Origin of the sequence: Alcaligenes sp. CHO6 (genome assembly GCF_037120595.1) — a bacterium.
Lineage (GTDB): Bacteria > Pseudomonadota > Gammaproteobacteria > Burkholderiales > Burkholderiaceae_B > Alcaligenes > Alcaligenes ammonioxydans.
In genome coordinates this window covers 1,266,632-1,283,830 of record NZ_JBANCI010000001.1, presented here as the reverse complement: position 1 = coordinate 1,283,830, position 17,199 = coordinate 1,266,632, and the positions used below count along the sequence as shown (strand labels likewise).

The 17,199-nt window shown below is 58.6% G+C and carries 11 protein-coding genes, 1 pseudogene and 2 riboswitches; of the genes and pseudogenes, 3 read left to right on the top strand and 9 right to left on the bottom strand.

Translation table 11 applies throughout. From position 1 onward, the window contains the following. Positions 1-24 precede the first annotated feature (24 nt). Positions 25-927, bottom strand: a complete 903-nt coding sequence (locus V6936_RS06020; RefSeq protein WP_003801182.1) for a DMT family transporter — start codon at positions 925-927, stop codon at positions 25-27. An 84-nt stretch (positions 928-1,011) separates the two neighbouring features. Here V6936_RS06020 and V6936_RS06015 point away from each other — a divergent pair, with 84 nt between their 5' ends. From V6936_RS06015 to V6936_RS06005, 3 genes and pseudogenes are all read left to right on the top strand, one after another. Continuing rightward, positions 1,012-1,527, top strand: coding sequence for a MarR family winged helix-turn-helix transcriptional regulator (locus V6936_RS06015; protein ID WP_003801180.1), 516 nt, complete (start codon positions 1,012-1,014; stop codon positions 1,525-1,527). Positions 1,528-1,566: 39 nt separating this feature from the next. Further along, positions 1,567-3,234, top strand: coding sequence for a VRR-NUC domain-containing protein (locus V6936_RS06010; protein WP_059317706.1), 1,668 nt, complete (start codon positions 1,567-1,569; stop codon positions 3,232-3,234). Next, a pseudogene (locus V6936_RS06005) lies at positions 3,231-5,408 on the top strand (ATP-dependent DNA helicase); the annotation flags it as partial. The gene V6936_RS06010 and the pseudogene V6936_RS06005, both read left to right, overlap by 4 nt. Here the strand turns inward: V6936_RS06005 and V6936_RS06000 are convergent. From V6936_RS06000 to nadA, 8 genes are all read right to left on the bottom strand, one after another. Next, complete coding sequence (locus tag V6936_RS06000; RefSeq protein ID WP_081050014.1) at positions 5,353-6,714, bottom strand: D-amino acid dehydrogenase; 1,362 nt, start codon at positions 6,712-6,714, stop codon at positions 5,353-5,355. The pseudogene V6936_RS06005 and the gene V6936_RS06000 sit on opposite strands and share 56 nt — an antisense overlap. Before the next feature lie 48 nt (positions 6,715-6,762). Next, a riboswitch (glycine riboswitch) is annotated at positions 6,763-6,843 on the bottom strand. Between the two features lie 4 nt (positions 6,844-6,847). Then, a riboswitch (glycine riboswitch) is annotated at positions 6,848-6,935 on the bottom strand. 92 nt (positions 6,936-7,027) lie between these two features. Beyond that, the gene (locus tag V6936_RS05995) at positions 7,028-8,098 is read right to left on the bottom strand and encodes an ABC transporter ATP-binding protein (RefSeq protein WP_336579576.1); all 1,071 of its coding nucleotides are present in this window, start codon (positions 8,096-8,098) and stop codon (positions 7,028-7,030) included. Beyond that, on the bottom strand, positions 8,095-9,861 hold the full coding sequence (locus V6936_RS05990; RefSeq protein WP_336579575.1) for an ABC transporter permease: 1,767 nt from the start codon (positions 9,859-9,861) through the stop codon (positions 8,095-8,097). The genes V6936_RS05995 and V6936_RS05990 overlap by 4 nt, the downstream gene beginning before the upstream one ends. Before the next feature lie 70 nt (positions 9,862-9,931). After that, positions 9,932-11,017, bottom strand: coding sequence for an ABC transporter substrate-binding protein (locus V6936_RS05985; protein WP_240208750.1), 1,086 nt, complete (start codon positions 11,015-11,017; stop codon positions 9,932-9,934). 115 nt (positions 11,018-11,132) lie between these two features. Next, a complete protein-coding gene (locus tag V6936_RS05980; RefSeq protein ID WP_336579574.1) occupies positions 11,133-13,646 on the bottom strand; it encodes a sensor histidine kinase in 2,514 nt (837 codons plus the stop codon). Continuing rightward, positions 13,646-14,320, bottom strand: a complete 675-nt coding sequence (locus V6936_RS05975; RefSeq protein WP_059317704.1) for a response regulator transcription factor — start codon at positions 14,318-14,320, stop codon at positions 13,646-13,648. The genes V6936_RS05980 and V6936_RS05975 overlap by 1 nt, the downstream gene beginning before the upstream one ends. Before the next feature lie 81 nt (positions 14,321-14,401). After that, positions 14,402-16,054 (bottom strand): L-aspartate oxidase, encoded by a 1,653-nt coding sequence (gene nadB / locus V6936_RS05970; protein WP_336579573.1) that lies wholly within the window; start codon positions 16,052-16,054, stop codon positions 14,402-14,404. Beyond that, a complete protein-coding gene (gene nadA / locus V6936_RS05965) occupies positions 16,054-17,187 on the bottom strand; it encodes a quinolinate synthase NadA (RefSeq protein ID WP_336579572.1) in 1,134 nt (377 codons plus the stop codon). Before nadA ends, nadB begins: the two co-directional genes overlap by 1 nt. Between the last annotated feature and the right edge of the window lie 12 nt (positions 17,188-17,199).

Below are 17,199 nucleotides of genomic sequence, written 5' to 3'. Positions count from 1 at the left end.
GCAGTGCGCCCATGGCTGGTTTTACTAAGGGGCGCTTTTTTTACGTCCCTCAGAGCGTGGGGCAGGCGGACGATTGCTGATCCATTGGACCGCCAGCACGCTGCCCATCACCAACACCATGCCCAGCAGGCTGGTGCCAGTCATGGCCTGACCCAGAATCAGCCACCCCAGTATCACGGCGGTCAAGGGGCTGAGCAGCCCCAGGGACGACACCGCCACCGATGGCAGGACTGCAATCCCTCGGAACCACAAGGTGTAGGCCAGTAGCGCGCCGACCAGACACAGGTAGAGATAGCCGCTGATCTGCATCATGCTCAGGGAACCATCCAAAGGTGGGTCCAGCCATAAGGCCAGGGGAGCGAGCATCAATCCGCCCAACATCAGTTGCCAGGCCGTGAACGCCAATATTGGCATGCTGCTTCGCCAGCGATGCGACAGATAGGTGCCCAGTGCCATACACAAAGCCCCGACAATCGCCGCAAGCATGCCCCACGCGTCCCACTGACTGTGCGGCGAGAGCAGCAAAATACCCATGCCCACGATGCCAAGCACACAAGCGACTAAAGCCAGGCTGATCGGACGCTTGCCTTCCAGCGCCCAGGCTAGCGCAATGACCACCAAGGGTTGAGCGGCGCCCACAACGGCAGCCAGCCCGCCCGGCAGGCGATAGGCAGCCACAAACAAAAGCGCCTGAAAAGCGCCGATATTCAAGGCGGCCAAAATCAGGGTCCGCCCCCATTCCCCTTGGGCGGGCATGCGCCGACTCCATAACAGCAGGATCACACCGGCTGGAAAACAGCGTAGGAATGCGGCGATAAAAGGGCGATCCGCCGGCAGGATTTCGGTAGTCACAATATAGGTGGAGCCCCAAATGGCCGGGCCCAGTGCGGTCAGTGCCGTCACCAGCCAGAGAGAAAGTCGGGTCATGGTTAATTGTCTTGATGTCGAGATAAATGCCAGTGTAGGGACGTTTTATCTTAATATCAAGATAAATGTTTTTACCGAGAAATCATGAGCACTAGCGAAGAACAGGATGCCGTCGACCTGATTATCAAGCAATGGCGTGAGCAACGGCCCGACCTGCAGAATCTGGATGCGATGGCTCTGCTTGGACGCATGACCCGCTGCTTTCAACTGGTTCAAAAGCAAATGGGCGAAAACTTTCGTCGTCATGGTTTGCAACTGGGTGAGTTTGACGTACTGGCCAGTTTGCGCCGTTCCGGCCCGCCCTACACCTTGGCGCCCACGGCTTTGTTTTCCTCACTGATGGTCAGCTCGGGCACGATGACACACCGTTTGCACGGTCTGGAAAAGCAGGGCCTGATCGAGCGTATCGCCGACCCTGAGGATGCCCGTCGCAGCCTGGTACGGTTGAGTCCGGCTGGGCTGGCCTGTGTGGACGCGGTGGTAGTGGACCATCTGGCCAACGAGGAAAATCTGCTGCAAGGTCTGGATGCGACGCAGCGACAACGCCTGGACGGTTTGCTGCGTGACTGGATGCGTTTGTTGGAGTCGCGCCCGGTGTAAAGGAATGCTAAAGTAGCTGGATATATACACAGCCTGCTTATGATTTCGCCCGAGCTTCCTCCGTTTTATTACCTGCATAATTTCCACCAGGTATTGCAGTGGGTCCAGCATGTCAGTGCCGACTTGCTGGAGCCCGAACATGTCCAGTGCGACCATGCTTTTGCGCAGGCGTCTCAGTCTGCGCAAGCACTGTTGGTGCGATTGTTGATGCGCAAAGGCCCGGTGTTTCGTATCGACAAGCTTCGTTATGCCGAAATCGAAGATCTGGAGGCCGCTGTGCAGGAACTGGCCGCCTGCAAACTCATAGAAATCGATCCTGCGCTGGATCTGGATACCCTGTTTGCCGTGCATACCATGCCTGAATTGCGTCGTATGTTTCATGATCTGCCCGCCGCCGGCCGCAAGTCGGATTATCAGCAATGGATAGCTCGGGCCCAGGGTGAGCAGGAGCGGCCTTTTTTGCAGTGGTGCGCGCGGCCAGAACTGCAGGCTCCCTTGCTGCGTTTGTCAGCGGCCGTGGTGCATTGGGCGCAGCGGCTGCAGCTGTTGTTCTTTGGCAATCATTACCAGGATTGGTCCGAGTTCGTATTAAGTGATCTGGGCCTGTATCGTTACGAGGCTGTGGCGCTGGATCAAGGCAGTCGAGCGTTCCGGCACCAGGAGGACGTGCGTTTGTATGAAACCCTGTCTGAACTGCGTGACGCACCGGACGAGGCCGATCTTGAGCACTGGACAGAGCGCTTTGCCGCGGTGCAAAGGATTCAGACGGACAGTGACTGGTTGCGGCGACGCAAGGCGAAAACCGTGTTTCAGCTGGGCCAGCAAGCCGAGCGACAACACTGGTGGTCACTGGCCGAGCAGGCCTACGCGCAGACCCGCTGGCCGGGCGCGCGTTATCGTCAATTACGGGTGTTGGAGCGGCAGGAAAAGCAAGAGGATGCCTGGCCCTTGTTTTGCCAGGCCTGGGAGCAACCCGAAAGTGAGGGCGAGGCACAGAAATTACGACGTATGCTGCCGCGCCTGCGTCGTAAGTTGGCGCTAGAGGCACCTCCCACTGCCCCATCCGGCAAACCGGCGAGCCGTACACAACGCAGCGACCTGGTGCTGCCTGATGATGGCAGTCGGGTCGAAGTGCAGGTTCTGTCCCATTGGAACAGCCCTCTGGCACCGGTCTTTTATGTAGAAAACACTTTGTTTCCCGCCTTACTGGGTTTGCTCGGCTGGGATGCCATTTACGCCCCTTTGCCTGGGGCTTTCTTTCATCCCTATCAGGCCTGTCCGGCCGACTGGGGGAGCCCGGATTTCGTGTCCCGCAGGCAGAACTTGTTTGATCAGTCTTTAAGCGTGCTGAACGGTACAGACTATAAAACCGTGATCTGGCAACGCTGGCAGGAAAAGCGCGGCATACAGTGTCCCTTGCTGATTTGGCCCGCCTTGGATGAATCCTTGATCGAGCAGGCTTTGCACTGCATTCCCGCCCAGCATTTGCAGCTCGTGTTCACGCGTATCTTGCAGGATTGGCGGGATAACCGTGCCGGCCTGCCGGATTTGGTGCGTTTCATGCCCGCCCAGCAAAGCTACGAGCTGATAGAAGTAAAAGGGCCCGGAGATCGTTTGCAAGATAACCAACGGCGCTGGTTAAGCTATTTCGAGCAGCACGCCATCCCCGCGCGTGTCTGCTATGTGACCCGGCCTGAGGCGTCATGAAAGCCTGGACGGTAGGCGTGCGAGCCTTATGCGAATTTACCGCCCGCAGCGGGGATCTGGACTTGCGCTTTACGCCTGCGGCGACGGCACAGGAAGGCATTCTAGGCCATCAGCAGTTAACGCTGCGTCGCCCCGAGCACTATGAAGCCGAAGTACCGCTGTCATATGAGATGGAAGGGCTCTTGGTGCGTGGCCGAGCCGATGGATTTGATCCCGTCAGCAATTGCCTGGAAGAGCTGAAAACCTATCGTGGTGCTTTTGATGCCATCCCCGGGCACCATAGACGCCTGCATCAGGCGCAAGCCAAGGTCTATGCTGCCATGTTGTGCCAGGAACGCGATTTGCCGGGGATGACAGTCAGCGTGGTGTATTACCACGTAGACAAGCACAAAGAGACCAGCATTTCCGAGTATCTGGAGCGCGCGGACCTGTGGGCCTTTTTTGAGCAGCAATGTCACGCATATGTAGCGTGGGGGCAGCAGGAGCAAAAACACAGGCTGGCGCGCGATCAAGCTTGTACTGCTCTGCAATTTCCCTTTGAACAGTTTCGTGCGGGTCAGCGGCAACTGGCTGTAGCTGCGTTCCGGGCGCAGCGCGATGCACAGTGCCTGTTAGCGCAAGCCCCCACGGGTATTGGCAAAACCTTGGCAGTCCTATTCCCGGGCCTGAAAGCCATGCCCGAGGCTGGTCTGGACAAGCTGTTTTATCTGACGGCTAAAAACTCGGGCCGGCAAATGGCGCTGGACGCCTTGCAGCGCTTAAGCCCGGATGGTGGGGGCGCGTGGCGGGTGCTGGAAATGGTGGCCCGCGACAAGCAGTGTCCCCATCCGGATAAAGCCTGCCATGGCCAATCCTGTCCCTTGGCCGAAGGCTTTTACGACCGGCTTCCCGCGGCCCGTCAGCAAGCTCTGGAGCAGCCCATGCTAACTAGCCAGCGCCTGCAGCAAGTGGCTAGCGAACACCAGGTCTGCCCCTATTACTTGAGCCAGGAAATGCTGCGTTGGGCGGACGCCATTGTGGGCGACTACAACTATTTTTTCGACTCACATGCGGTGCTCTATAGCCAGACCCTGGCCCAGCAATGGCGCAGCGCGATCTTGGTGGACGAGGCGCACAATCTGGTAGAACGTGCTCGTTCCATGTATTCCGCGTCCTTCTCGCAAGTGCAGTTGCGCATGGCACGTAAAGCCGCGCCTTCGGCCTTGAAGCGTCATTTCGCTCCATTGACTCGCTTGATGGAGGACCTGATACCCGAGGAAGGCGGTGACCAATGGGGGCTGGAAAAAATCCCGGAGGACTTGCTGGAGCAGTGCGAGTATCTGGCTGCCCGTTTAGGGGCCTATGTAGCGGAGAATCCCCTGCCGCAAGACAGCCCCTTGCTGCTGTTTTATTTCGAGCTACTGTATTTTGTGGACCTGGCCGGGCAGTTCGGCTCGCATTCCTTGTTTGATATTTTGGCGCAGCGCGATGGTGTACTTCTGAACCTGCGCAATATCGTGCCTGCTCCCTTTCTGGCCGAACGCTACGGCGATGCGCACGGCGTGGTGCTGTTCTCCGGCACGTTGAATCCTTCGCAGTTTTATCGTGATGTCTTGGGGCTGCCGCCCAGTACGGCAGAGTTGAACGTAGCATCTCCTTATCGAGCCGAGCAGTTGCGGGTACGTCAATATGCCGGTTTGTCCACGCGTTATGCCGACCGGGCGCAAAGCCTGAGCGGGGTGTGCGATATTGTCGGGCAGGCCTATCAGGAGCAGCCGGGCAACTATCTCTTGTTTTTGAGCAGCTTTGATTATCTGGAGCAGGTCAGCCAGGCCTTGCAGGAGCGCTGGCCGGATATGCCGCTTTGGCATCAGCAACCGGGTATGAGCGATCAGCAAAGAACGCAGTTTCTGGACCGCTTTACGCTGGACGGCAAGGGAGTGGGTTTGGCAGTGCTGGGGGGGGCGTTTTCAGAAGGGGTAGATTTACCCGGTAAACGCTTGATCGGTGCTTTTATTGCCACTTTGGGTTTGCCGCAATTCAACCCGGCCAATGAGTCGGTGCGGCAAGTCATGGCCCGGCTCTTTGGGGAGCGGCGGGCCTATGACTATACCTATCTGTATCCGGGACTACGCAAGATTACACAGGCCGCGGGTCGTGTGATTCGCGATGAACAGGATCAAGGCTTTGTGTATCTGCTGGACGAACGTTATGGGCAGCGGCGGGTGCAGCAGTTGTTGCCGGACTGGTGGCAAATTGAGCAGGTGCGGACTGACGCTCGTTCTGGGCAATCACCTCGGTAATGATCTGCGCAGTGGCGGCGGACAGGGTCCAGCCCAGGTGACCGTGGCCGGTGTTGTAGTACACGCCAGGACGGCTGCCCGCTTTTACGCGCGGCATCATGTCCGGCATCATGGGGCGCAAACCTGCCCACGGTACGACACGGTCGGTAGCCGCGTCGTGGAAGTTGCGACGTGTCCAGTTGGTCAGCGGGGCGATGCGATCGGCGCGTATGTCTTTGTTGGACCCGTTGTATTCCGCGGTGCCGGCCACACGCAGGCGGTCTTTGCCCAGGCGGCTGGTCACAATCTTGGCCTCTTCGTCCAGCAAACTGACCCAGGGGGCTGCATGTTGGGCTTCGGGCGTATCCAGGTACACCGAGATGGAGTAGCCCTTGACGGGATAAATATTGATGTAGTCGCCCAGCATACGGGCCAGGTGGCGGCTGCCTACGCCAGCGCACACGACCAGGGAGTCCACGGACAGCGTATGGGTGTGGGCATCTGCACCTTCGCCGGTACGGAGCTGGATACGGTGCGGTGGGCCGCAATCAATACCCAGGACTTCGGTATCCTGCAGAAACTTCACGCCGCGCTTGGCGCACGCATCGGCCAAGCCGCGGGTGTATTTGTGAATATCGCCGGTGGCGTCCGAGGGCGTGAAGAAACCGCCGTAATAGGTGCCTTGCAGAGCAGGTTCGATCTGATGGATTTCTTCGTTGGTAACGGTACGGCGTTCCAGACCGCCTTTTTGCAGTAGCTGGCTGACTTTTTTGCCAGACTCAAAGCCGCCGGGCGTGTGGTAAATATGCAAAATGCCGCGCTGCTCCAGGTCGAAATCAATATTTTCGTCCTTGGCCCACTGATACAAGTTTTCGCGAGCGGCAATGGCCAGCTTGACGGTCTCGATCGTGTTGCGCTCGTAACCGGAAATTGCCCCCACAAATTGGCCCATCCAGCTGTATTTGTGCCAGCTTGGCTTGGGGTTGAAGAGCAGTGGAGCGTCCTTGCGCATCATCCATTTCAAGCCTTTGAAAATGGTGCTGCGGCTGTTCCAGACCTCGGCATTGCAGGCGGAAAGCTGCCCGCCATTGGCAAAAGAAGTTTCCATCGCGGGGTAGCGAAGGCGGTCAATAACGGTGACTTGATAGCCCTTCAGACTAAGGGCGTAGGCGGTGGTGATTCCGGAAATACCGGCACCAATGACGGCAATATGCGACATAACAGGCTCCTGACAGGTGAATTACCACCGAGTAGTGGCAATACCCCATCTGTCCTGTGACCTGAGAGTTTATCCAACCTGTGCATCTGGCTGGGCTCCTTCGGTGGGCGTCAAACGCCGCTCTCCAGAGTGTCGGGCTGGTACGATCCTTTTGCCTGAGAGATTCCGGGGTGGTTGCTCCGTCGGCGCCTGACTGAACAGGTCTCTTTCATACCGCCTGTAGTGACGCGACTACATTAGCCGCGCTTACAAAAGTTTGCAATCAGGGTAAACCGGGAGCTGTGGGGGGCGGCTCCCGGTTTGGAGCGATGGATCAGGAGGGGTAAATCCACAGTTTGGAGGGCGGCAATTGCAGATGATGCACGCCACTGGGCAGTGGTTCAGGTCCGAAAGCTCGCAGTGTGCCGGCAGTCGGGTCGGCCATGCGGAAAACGTGCTCCCACTTGTCGCCCAGATACATGCTGGTGGATAGCTGCAGTGGCAGCGTATCGGGGCCGGGCTGCGCATTCAGTTGCACTTGTTCGACGCGAATCACGGCGGTGGCGTGCTGGCCGGCGCTCAGAGGAGCGGCGGCATGGCCCCATAACTCCCAACCAGGGCCGCTAAGCCGAGTTTGTTGATCGCGTTGCTCGGTAACCTTGCCTTGCAGATGATTGTTCGAGCCCATGAACTCGGCGGTGTACAGGGTCTTGGGATTGCTGTAGACCTCTTGCGGGGTACCTTGTTGCTCGATTTCGCCACCATTCAGCAACAGGATCCGGTCCGAAATCGCCATGGCCTCCGCCTGGTCATGGGTTACCATCAAAGCGGACAGGCCCATTTGCACAATCAGTTCGCGCAGGAACACGCGGGCCTCTTCACGCAGCTTGGCATCCAGGTTGGATAGTGGCTCATCCAGCAAGATGACCGGGGGGTTGTAAATCAGCGCACGGGCAATGGCCACACGCTGCTGTTGCCCTCCAGACAGTTGGCTGGGGTAGCGCTCGCCCAGGCCTTTCAACCCCAATTGATCCAAAATGGCGTCCACCCTTTGGCGGCTTTGCGCTTTGGAGGTTTTGCGCAGCGTGAGCGGATAAGCCACATTGTCCTGCACGGTCATGTGCGGCCACAAGGCATAGGACTGGAAAACCAGGCCCAGATTGCGCGCCTCGGCGGGCAGGTCGATACGGTTTTGCGAGTCGTACAGCACGTTCTCATTGATGGCGATACGCCCTTGGGAGGGCTGTTCGAGCCCGGCAATCGCACGCAGCAAGGTGGTTTTGCCACTACCCGAGGCCCCCAGCAGGGAAACCACCTCACCTTTGTTCAGGCTCATGGACAGGCCTTTCAGAACCGGGTTGCGGTCGTAGGCCAGATGAATGTTGTCTACAGTCAGCTCGGTCATCGTAGTTTTACTCCGAAGCGCAATGCGATGGTCAGGCCAATGACCACCAGAACGATATTGATAAAAGACAGGGCAGCTACAATGTCGATGGCGCCGGTCGCCCATAGTGAAACCAGCATGGAGCCAATGGTTTCCGTGCCCGGTGTGAGCAGGTACACGCCGGTAGAGTATTCCCGCTCAAAAATCAGGAACATCAATAACCAGGACCCGATCAGGCCGAACTTTGCCAGTGGTAAGGTGATTTGACGTGTTACCTGACCGGGACGCGCTCCCGTGCTGCGGGCGGCTTCTTCCAGCTCCGGGCCCACTTGTAAAAGGGTGGAGGAGATCAGACGCAAGCCGTAAGCCATCCAGACCACGCTGTAGGCCAGCCAGACGCTGAAGATGGTGCTGCGCAGGGCGCGCAGCGGACTGACGAGCGTGCCTTGCAACCATTCCGCCATGGGCAGGACCGACAAGTAGCCGTTTTCCAGGGACTGATCCAGCCACATGGGCACGAACAGGAACATCCACAAAAAGGCCAGACCCGCCAGTAGACCGGGGACGGCACGGGGTACCAGAACGCTGTAGTCCAGAAAGCGGGTGATGCCGTCTGGCTTGCGGTGCATGGCCAGGCCAATGAAGGTGTAGCAGATGACGGCCAAGGCGCCGCCAAATACACCAATCGCCACTGAGTTCAGAATGGCGCGCAGCAGATTGGCTTGCCCAAACACTTGCCGGAAGGCATCCAGGGAGAGCACGTCCATCAGCGAGACGCCAATCCCCCAGTTGGACACAAAGGCGCGCAAGACTACGCCCACCACCGGGACAATGACGGTGAAGAACAACCACAGACCGACCAGTGTTGCAGCTGCCCAGCGCCAGCGACCCAGCGGCAAGGCACGCGCCTGGGAGGCTTTGCCCTTGACGGTTACGAAGCGGTTGGCGGTGCGCATCAGACGGCGTTGCAGCATCACGAGCGGGATAGTCATGGCAATCAGGACGACTGCCACAGCCGCCATCAGGTGGTAGGACGGAATGCCGAGCTTGTTGGTGAGCTTGTATAGATAGGTGGCCAGTACCAGGTGGCCTTCAGGGTCGCCGAGCACCAGCACCAGACCAAATACTTCCAGCCCCAGAAAAAAGAGCAGAACGCAGGCGTACAGGATGGCGGGACGCACCATGGGCAGGCTGACCGAGCGCATGACCTGCCAGGGGCTGGCACCGGCGCTGCGGGCGGCTTCTTCCACATCCGAGCCCATGCTGCGCAAGGCCGAGGAAATGTACAGATAGGCGTGGGGAACGTGCGTCAGACCGGCAATGATGACAATGCTGGTGAAGGAGTAAATGTTCCAGGGGACAAAGCCGATCAGCTCCAGCGTCCAGGTGGAGAAGAAACCGACGGGTCCGGCGGCAACAATATAGCCAAAGCCCAGCAACATGGGCGAGACGAAAATCGGGACCAGAATGAGCGGTTCAATCCAGGTACGGCCGGGTAAATCGGTACGTACCATCAGGAAGGCCAGGATGCCGCCCAAAGGAATCGAAATACCGGCCAGGCCAAAGGCCATGATGAAACCGCTCCCCAGTGCTTTGTAAAAGTCCGGGTCGTCGAAGATGAAACGGAAAGCATCCAGCCCCAGAGACTTGTCAGTCGCAAAAAAGGGGGCCGATAGCAGGCTTTGGATGATGATCAGGCTAAGCGGCACATAAATGGCCAATGCCGTGATCAGAACAACGACATGGCGTGGCCAGGCCTGCCACCGAAGGCGTAAGGCTTGCATGATAAGGATTCCAGGCGGTAAAAGGCAGGGTGACGGCCGAGGCCGTCACCCGGTTCACAGACGAGGTGTCTTATTTATTGGCCGCAGCGCGCCATTGCTTGATGAAGTCCAGGCGTTCCTTTTGCTTCAGGAAGTCCAGCAACGACGAATCCACCGGGATGGGGGTCAGTTCTACCCCTGCCAATTTCTTGGTCAGGCCATCCACATCGTTGTCGCCTTCCACGTCAGAGCGGATCGAGGCCAGCTCGGATTGGTTCGCCAGAACATCCTGTCCGTCCTTGGATAACATGTAGTCCAGAAAGACACGGGCGGCATGGGGGTGCTGGGCCTTGTTGCTGATGAACGCCACGCGTGACAGGACCAGGGTGTAGTCCGAGGGGTACACAATACCGATGGCTTTATCCTTGGCGGCGCGGGTCTCCGCATATGAACCCAGCAGGTTGTAGCCAATCAGGTTTTCACCCGAGCTGACGCGCTCCATCATGGTGCCCGTCGAGGACTGCAGCACCAGATTGGCTGAACCTACGCCTTTGATGAAATCCCAGTAGCTCTGGCCTTTCTTGCTGTCTTGAGCGGCCAGCATATAGCCTACTGCAGATTTTTCAATGTCGTAGGTAGTGACCTTGTTGCGAAAGCGGTCCTTGTCGCTTTCCACCAGCTTGGCCAATTCTGCATGCGTCTTGGGTGCTTCTTCAGGCTTGATAAGACGGTTGTTGTAGATGAATACCGTCGGCTCGTAAGTGGTGCCAAACGCCTTGTTTTCCCATACGGCCCAACTGGGTAGGGCAGGGATTTCAGGGGAGTCGTAGCGGGCTGCGTAGTCGGTGGCCAGGCGCATAGCCGAGTCCATGGAGGAGCTCCACACAAGGTCGCCACTGTGGCTGCCCGAAGCCTGTTCGCTGATGTAGCGGTTGTACAGCTCGGTGCTGTTCATGTCGTGGTATTCGACTTTGATCTTGGGGTGGGCGGCCTCAAACGCGGCAATGAGCGGTGCGGCGGCTTTGGTGTCCGTGGTCGAGTAGACAATAACCTTGCCTTCTTTGTCCGCTGCTTGAGTCTGGTCGTCCTGAGCCCAGGCCGCTTGTCCGGCCAGCAGGCTGGCACTGAGTGACAGGGCGAGCAGGCTCAGGCGCTTAGGGGGGGTAAATGCTGACATTCGAGTCTCCTTGTTGTCAGAGTCCCGTCCTGTTGCGGGACTTCTTGGGTGATCGGTGTCATTGCATTGTCTGGACTCTAGCTGTCAGCATCCTGTCATTGGGGATGGGAAGGGGCTAGGGTCTTGCCGGCGTGTCGGTGACCAGACGTCGCCAGTTCTGCAGAAAACGGTGGCGGCGGGTGGGGTCCAGGCCCACTAACAAAGAGGGATTGAGAATAAGCGGTTGAATAATTCCAATTGATTGATTTTCAATGGTTTTTGTGAACCAGCTGCCCGTTTCCACGGCGTTGAGCGAGCCTAATCCGGCTGGGCCGGCGAGGGTTTGTTGGCCTTGGGGAGAGAGCAGGTAATCAATGAAAGCAGCGGCTAGATCGGGGCGGCGAGCTTGTTTATGAATCAGGGCGCTGCGGGTAAACACTGACACATAATCGCTGGGTACGACGATGGCAATGTCCGAGCCTGCTTTTTGCCGAGCCAGGGCATACGAGCCTAGTACGTTGTAGGCGACATCCAGGGTGCCATTGTCCAGATCATCCAAAATGGCACCGGTATTGGCATACAGACGGGTGCCGACACGGCCCAGGGCATTGGCCAAGCCCCAGAACGTGGAAGAGGTGCGTTCGTCGTACAGTGCAAACAGGTAGCCCACGCCACTGATCTGAATGTCATAGGTGCCCACCCGGTCCCTCAGACTGCCCTGGTTACGCTCCAGCAGCTTAAGCAGCGCTTCGCGAGAGGCCGGCAGCTCGTACGGTAAACGAGCCGGTGCGTAGGCGATGACGGCCGGCTCCAGCGTGAAGCCAAACACCTCATTGCGCCAACGTGCCCAGCCGGGCATGGTCTGGGTCAGACTGGATGTGTGCGCACGAGCATAGCCGTCGTTCGCCAGTTTGACCTGCATGTCCGCGGCCGAGCTGATCAGCAGATCCGTTTCAGGCAGGCTGCCTTGAGTGGTGTGCCGATACAGCGCGGTGGAATCCATCTCGTGATAAAGAATGCGTACGTGAGGCTGGATACGCTGAAAGTCCTGTACGAGCACTTCAAACAGTTCGGTGTCGGTAGGGCCAGCAATCACCAGCAAGGCCTGATCTTCCGGTCCAGGTGGACGGGGGGAGCGAGCCGGGTAGTCGTGACTGCGAATGCCCATATCGGGTTCCGCGGCGCTGGCGAGGGCGAAGGCTGGCTGGGGCTGGGCCAACATGCCCGTCATGATCAACGCTGCGATGAGCAGGGTCAGGGGGGGCGAGGGTCGGGGACTCTGGTAAAGGGTGGGGATTTCGATGCGGACTGTCAGACCCTGCGGGGTATGGTCACGCAAGAGCAACGTGCCTTGATGCGCTTGTACCACGGTGCGCACGATAGACAGCCCCAGGCCCGAACCGGGCCGCCCCTGGCTGCTGGGACCACGCTGAAAACGCTCCAGCAAACGGGTTTTGTCATCGTCACTGATGCCTGGGCCCAGGTCGGACACATCAAACACCACCCAACCGTTCGGGCGGGTGTAGATTCGCACGGAAACAGGCTCGTCGCTGTAGAGCATGGCGTTGTCGATCACATTGCGCAGCATCTCCCGCAAGGACACATGGTCGCCCAGGATTTGTGCTCGTCGAGCCGAGGGCGTGAGGTGAATGTACAGCCGGTGGGCCCGGTCGGGATCGACCCGGCCCTGGATTTCCTGAATCAACGGGGCCACATCTAAAGGCCGCATGGTGCTGCGGTCCAGGCGGTGGCTGACGGTGGCGTCCATCAGTAACTGGTTCAACAGATGGGTGGCATGCGTAGTGTTGTTCAGAATCCGTCGCAGGCGTGGCCTTAGGGTGTCAGAGCCGGGCTCATCCATCGCGAGCTGGGTTTGCAGATGGACTGCCGCCAAGGGAGTGCGAATCTGATGGGCCGCATCGGCCACCAGATTGTTCAGAGTACCAACCGCTGTTTGCAGACGCTGCATGAAGGCATTGAGGGTATCGACCAGACGGCGAATCTCTTTGGGTACCGGCGTGTCGATGGGCTGCAAATTGTCGTGGGAGCGTTCTCGCAGTGCTGTTTCCAATTCGGCCAAGGGGGCGAACGCACGCCGAATCCCCAGGCTGGTAATCATCAGGGCCAGCAACATCAGACCGGTCAGGGACAGGGTGCTGCGACCCAGCAACTCATCGGCCAGCGCTTGTCGGGTGCCCAGGGTTTCAGCAACGCGGATGGTGATCCAGCCACGGCCCAGTGAATGCTGGCCTGTCAGCAAGCGTCCGATCGTGGCGACACGCACGGCAGTGCCGTGATAGGAAATGGTGTCGTAGCGCGGTTCGGAACTGGTGGCCGGCGGCAGGGTGTCTCCCAAGTCTGGATAGCCGGAAATCAGGCTAGTGGCCGAGCGTACGCTGTAAAAAATATGTTCCTGTTCGGACAGCATGGCCATCGCCGAATAGGGCAGCTCCAGGGAAAGTTCACCCTCGTCAATTTGAATGGCATTGGCAATAGTCAGGGCGGCGGCGTTCAGGAGCCTGTCATAGGCGGAGTCGGCGGCACGCTGGGCATATTGTCGCGATGCCAGACCCAATGCCAGTAAGGCAGCGGCCAGCAAGCATACGGCCAGCGCCAGTACACGCTGCTGGATAGACAGGGTGCGGCGCATCAGCGGGCATCACCCAAGCTTGCCATATAACCGGTGCCCCGCACCGTGTCGATGCGAATGGCACTATCGCTAAGCTTGCGCCGCAGACGAGAGACATGCAGCTCCACGGCATTGGGGCTGGAGTCTTCATCGAAGTTGAACAGCTGCATCATCAACCGTTCCTTGGTGACCACTTGTCCGGCACGACTCAGGAGCAACTCCAGCAAGCAGAATTCGCGCTGGCCAAATTCCACGGTCTGATCCCGGCTATTGATGCGTCGGGCGGCGATGTCAATGCTGACGTGTCCCAACTGCCAGATTTCCGCTTGGGTGGTGGCGGGCCGCCGCATCAGGGCACGCAGCCGTGCTTCCAGCTCGCGCAGATCGAAAGGTTTGACCAGATAATCGTCTGCTCCCAGGTCCAGCATGGACACACGATCTTCGATTTCTGAACGAGCCGTCATGACCAGCACGGGCAGGCTGGGTGTTTGCTGGCGCAGATGCCGCAAAATGCTGAAACCGTCCTGATCGGGCAGCATGATGTCCAAAAGCAGGACGTCCCAGTTATCCATTTCCAGATAGCGTAGGGCCAGCTCGCCAGTGTTGACCCACTCCACGCTATGACCGCCCGCGCTGAGCCGGCTGGCGATGGCTTCTCCCAAATCCTCATTGTCTTCGACCATGAGTAATCGCATATTGCCTCCATCCAATGGGCTCCTGTTCGTCGAGAAGCCTCTTTATTTATTTTTTTATTCTATCTCATGGAACTAAGGCTTCTAGTCCAGCCGAAAATGCGCGCCCAGACTGTGAGGGCGGGCCAGAGCCGCGTGGGCCAGCAACCAGGCGGTGTCCAGGTGCAGACTGCCAATGCGATGATCGACCGTGTCGGGCAGGCGGCGAATTTGCTCTCGCCAGTCGCTCAGGGTGTGGATGGCGTGCGCCAGACCCGCTCTATTGCGAAGCAGACCGACATGCTCTTGCATCAGGTTTTGCAAGGCAGGCAGGGTGGGGAACGGGGGTGTGGGTGGGCGATGCAGTGTTCCCTTGTCTTTGCAGGTAATGTTGTTGTTGTTGTTGTTGTTGTTGTTGTTGTTGTTGTTGTTGTTGTTGTTGTTGTTGTTGTTGTTGTTGTTGTTGTTGTTGCGTGCGGGCGCAGGGGTGTGCGGTGACCCTGCGAAGGTCGGCGCCGTTTTTGATCTTTCGTCCTCGGGAGTCAGGGCGGAACAATGAGCGGCCCGGCTCCCTTCGATGGCTTGCGCTGCTGCCCGCCCCATGACCACGCACTCCAGCAGCGAGTTGCTGGCCAAGCGGTTCGCCCCGTGCAAACCGGTGCAGGCCACTTCCCCTATCGCATACAGACCCGAAACGCTCGTGCGACCGGACAGGTCGGTTTGAATCCCTCCACAGCTGTAATGCGCTGCCGGCGCGACAGGTATCCAGTCCTGGCGTAAATCCAGGCCGCGGCGTAAACCTTCTTCCAAGGCCCGTGGGAAATGCCGCTGCAACGTATCGGCACCCAGATGGCGCACATCCAGCCAGACGTGCGCACGGTCCTCTTGTTTCATTTGTGCTGCAATGGCTCGCGACACAATATCGCGGGGGGCCAGTTCGGCGCGGGAATCATAGTCCGGCATGAAGCGACGACCATGTGCATCCAGTAAATGGCCACCTTCACCCCGCAAGGCTTCGGTAAGCAGAAACGTCGGCCCTTGTGTGTACAGGCAGGTGGGATGGAACTGCACGAACTCCAGATCGCGGATTGCTGCGCCTATGCGCCAGGCCAAAGCCACGCCTTCACCTTTGGCGGTGTCGGGATTGGTGCTGTGGGCATACAGACTGCCGAGCCCGCCCGTGGCCAGCACCACATGGTCCGCTAGAATCGTTTCATGACGATGGGTTTGTTTGTCGTAAATATCAACCCCCGCTACACGACCGTGTTCATTCCGGCGCAAGGCCAATGCCAGGCAGTTTGTGCGTTGGAGCAGTTGTGTGGCTTGTTGTCGCTGGGGGTACAAGGCCTGCATGATGGCGTACCCACTGGCATCCGCCGCGTGCACGATACGTCGCTGGCTGTGCCCCCCTTCGCGGGTCAGGTGCAGTTGCCCGTCTGGTGTTCTGTCCAAAGGCACCTGGCGCTCCAGCAGCCACTGCACCGCTTGTGGCGCGGCTTGTAAGATGTTGCGCACAGCATCCGCATCGGAATGGTGGGCACCTGCCTGCAGGGTGTCCTCGATATGCAGCTCCACACTGTCCTGGGCGCTGAGCACGGCAGCCAGCCCCCCCAGCGCCATCGTGCTTGCGCTACACGGAGCCGCGCCACTGCTCAGCAACGTTGCCTTCATGGAGGCAGGCAGAGACAGAGCCAGACTGGTGCCAGCCAGGCCCGCCCCAATAATCAATACATCCGTCTTTGTGCTAAGGCGCGGCATCAGGCGGCCCCTACGTGCAGAAACTGCTGGCTGTGTTGGGCGAGATCAGCTCCTACACGCAGTGTTCTCTGATGAGCAGCTGCAAAGTCCATCATCCTTTGCAGGGAGCGTCGTGCGCCTTGCTGTAATGCGGGCTCGATTTGTATACCCGCGCCCGGCTCGCTCAAGCGTTGTTGCAGCGCTTGCAAACTGTTCAGCGCCATCCAGGGGCAATAGGCGCAGCTTTTGCAGGTGGCGCTTTCGCCTGCTGTAGGGGCGGCCAAAAAGGTTTTGCCTGGGGCCTGTTGACGCATGGCATGCAAAATGCCCTGATCGGTCGCCACGATAAAGGTGTCGGCAGGGTGGTTGACAGCGGCGCGCAGCAGTTGTGTGGTGGAACCAACCACATCGGCCAAGGCCACCACCGCAGCTGGCGATTCTGGATGGACCAGTACCTGAGCATGCGGATGCTCATTCATCAACGCTTTTAAGCCGTCGGCCTTGAACTCGTCGTGAACCAGACAGGAACCTTGCCAGAGCAGCATGTCCGCTCCGGTCTGCTTCTGGATGTACGCACCTAAATGACGATCGGGCGCCCACACTATTTTTTTCCCTTGCGCATGCAGATGGCGCACGATGTCCAGTGCGATCGAGGACGTGACCACCCAGTCTGCCTGAGCTTTCACCGCCGCGCTGGTATTGGCATAGACAACCACCTCCCGGTCCGGGTGAGCGGCGCAAAACTTTTTGAAGTCTTGCGGGGCGCAGCCCAGATCCAGTGAGCAGGTGGCTTGATCGTGGACGGCCAGGACCCGTTTTTCCGGACTCAGGATTTTGGCGGACTCTGCCATGAAACCCACACCGGCTACCAGGACCGTGCTGGCTTTGTGCTCTTGTCCAAAGCGAGCCATTTCCAAGGAGTCGCCCACGCAGCCCCCGGTCTCCAGCGCCAGATCCTGAATATCGGGATCGGTGTAGTAATGGGCCACCAGCACCGCATCCTGGGCCTTCAGCTCCGTGGCCAAGACTTGTTTCAAAGCCGCTTTATCGTTTTGTGACTTGATCGGGGATGGGACTTCATGCCAGCCAATCTGACGGTTTAAGGCATCCTGTGAATCGGGCTGACAGACATCAATAGGGAAACGCTGAGTCATGAGTGTCCTTGA

Excerpts from the sequence above, each read along its gene's own strand:
- V6936_RS06020 (WP_003801182.1), bottom strand. The coding sequence starts at position 927 with ATGACCCGACTTTCTCTCTGGCTGGTGACGGCACTGACCGCACTGGGC.
- V6936_RS06015 (WP_003801180.1), top strand. The coding sequence starts at position 1,012 with ATGAGCACTAGCGAAGAACAGGATGCCGTCGACCTGATTATCAAGCAA.
- V6936_RS06010 (WP_059317706.1), top strand. The coding sequence starts at position 1,567 with ATGATTTCGCCCGAGCTTCCTCCGTTTTATTACCTGCATAATTTCCAC.
- V6936_RS06000 (WP_081050014.1), bottom strand. The coding sequence starts at position 6,714 with ATGTCGCATATTGCCGTCATTGGTGCCGGTATTTCCGGAATCACCACC.
- V6936_RS05995 (WP_336579576.1), bottom strand. The coding sequence starts at position 8,098 with ATGACCGAGCTGACTGTAGACAACATTCATCTGGCCTACGACCGCAAC.
- V6936_RS05990 (WP_336579575.1), bottom strand. The coding sequence starts at position 9,861 with ATGCAAGCCTTACGCCTTCGGTGGCAGGCCTGGCCACGCCATGTCGTT.
- V6936_RS05985 (WP_240208750.1), bottom strand. The coding sequence starts at position 11,017 with ATGTCAGCATTTACCCCCCCTAAGCGCCTGAGCCTGCTCGCCCTGTCA.
- V6936_RS05980 (WP_336579574.1), bottom strand. The coding sequence starts at position 13,646 with ATGCGCCGCACCCTGTCTATCCAGCAGCGTGTACTGGCGCTGGCCGTA.
- V6936_RS05975 (WP_059317704.1), bottom strand. The coding sequence starts at position 14,320 with ATGCGATTACTCATGGTCGAAGACAATGAGGATTTGGGAGAAGCCATC.
- nadB (WP_336579573.1), bottom strand. The coding sequence starts at position 16,054 with ATGCCGCGCCTTAGCACAAAGACGGATGTATTGATTATTGGGGCGGGC.
- nadA (WP_336579572.1), bottom strand. The coding sequence starts at position 17,187 with ATGACTCAGCGTTTCCCTATTGATGTCTGTCAGCCCGATTCACAGGAT.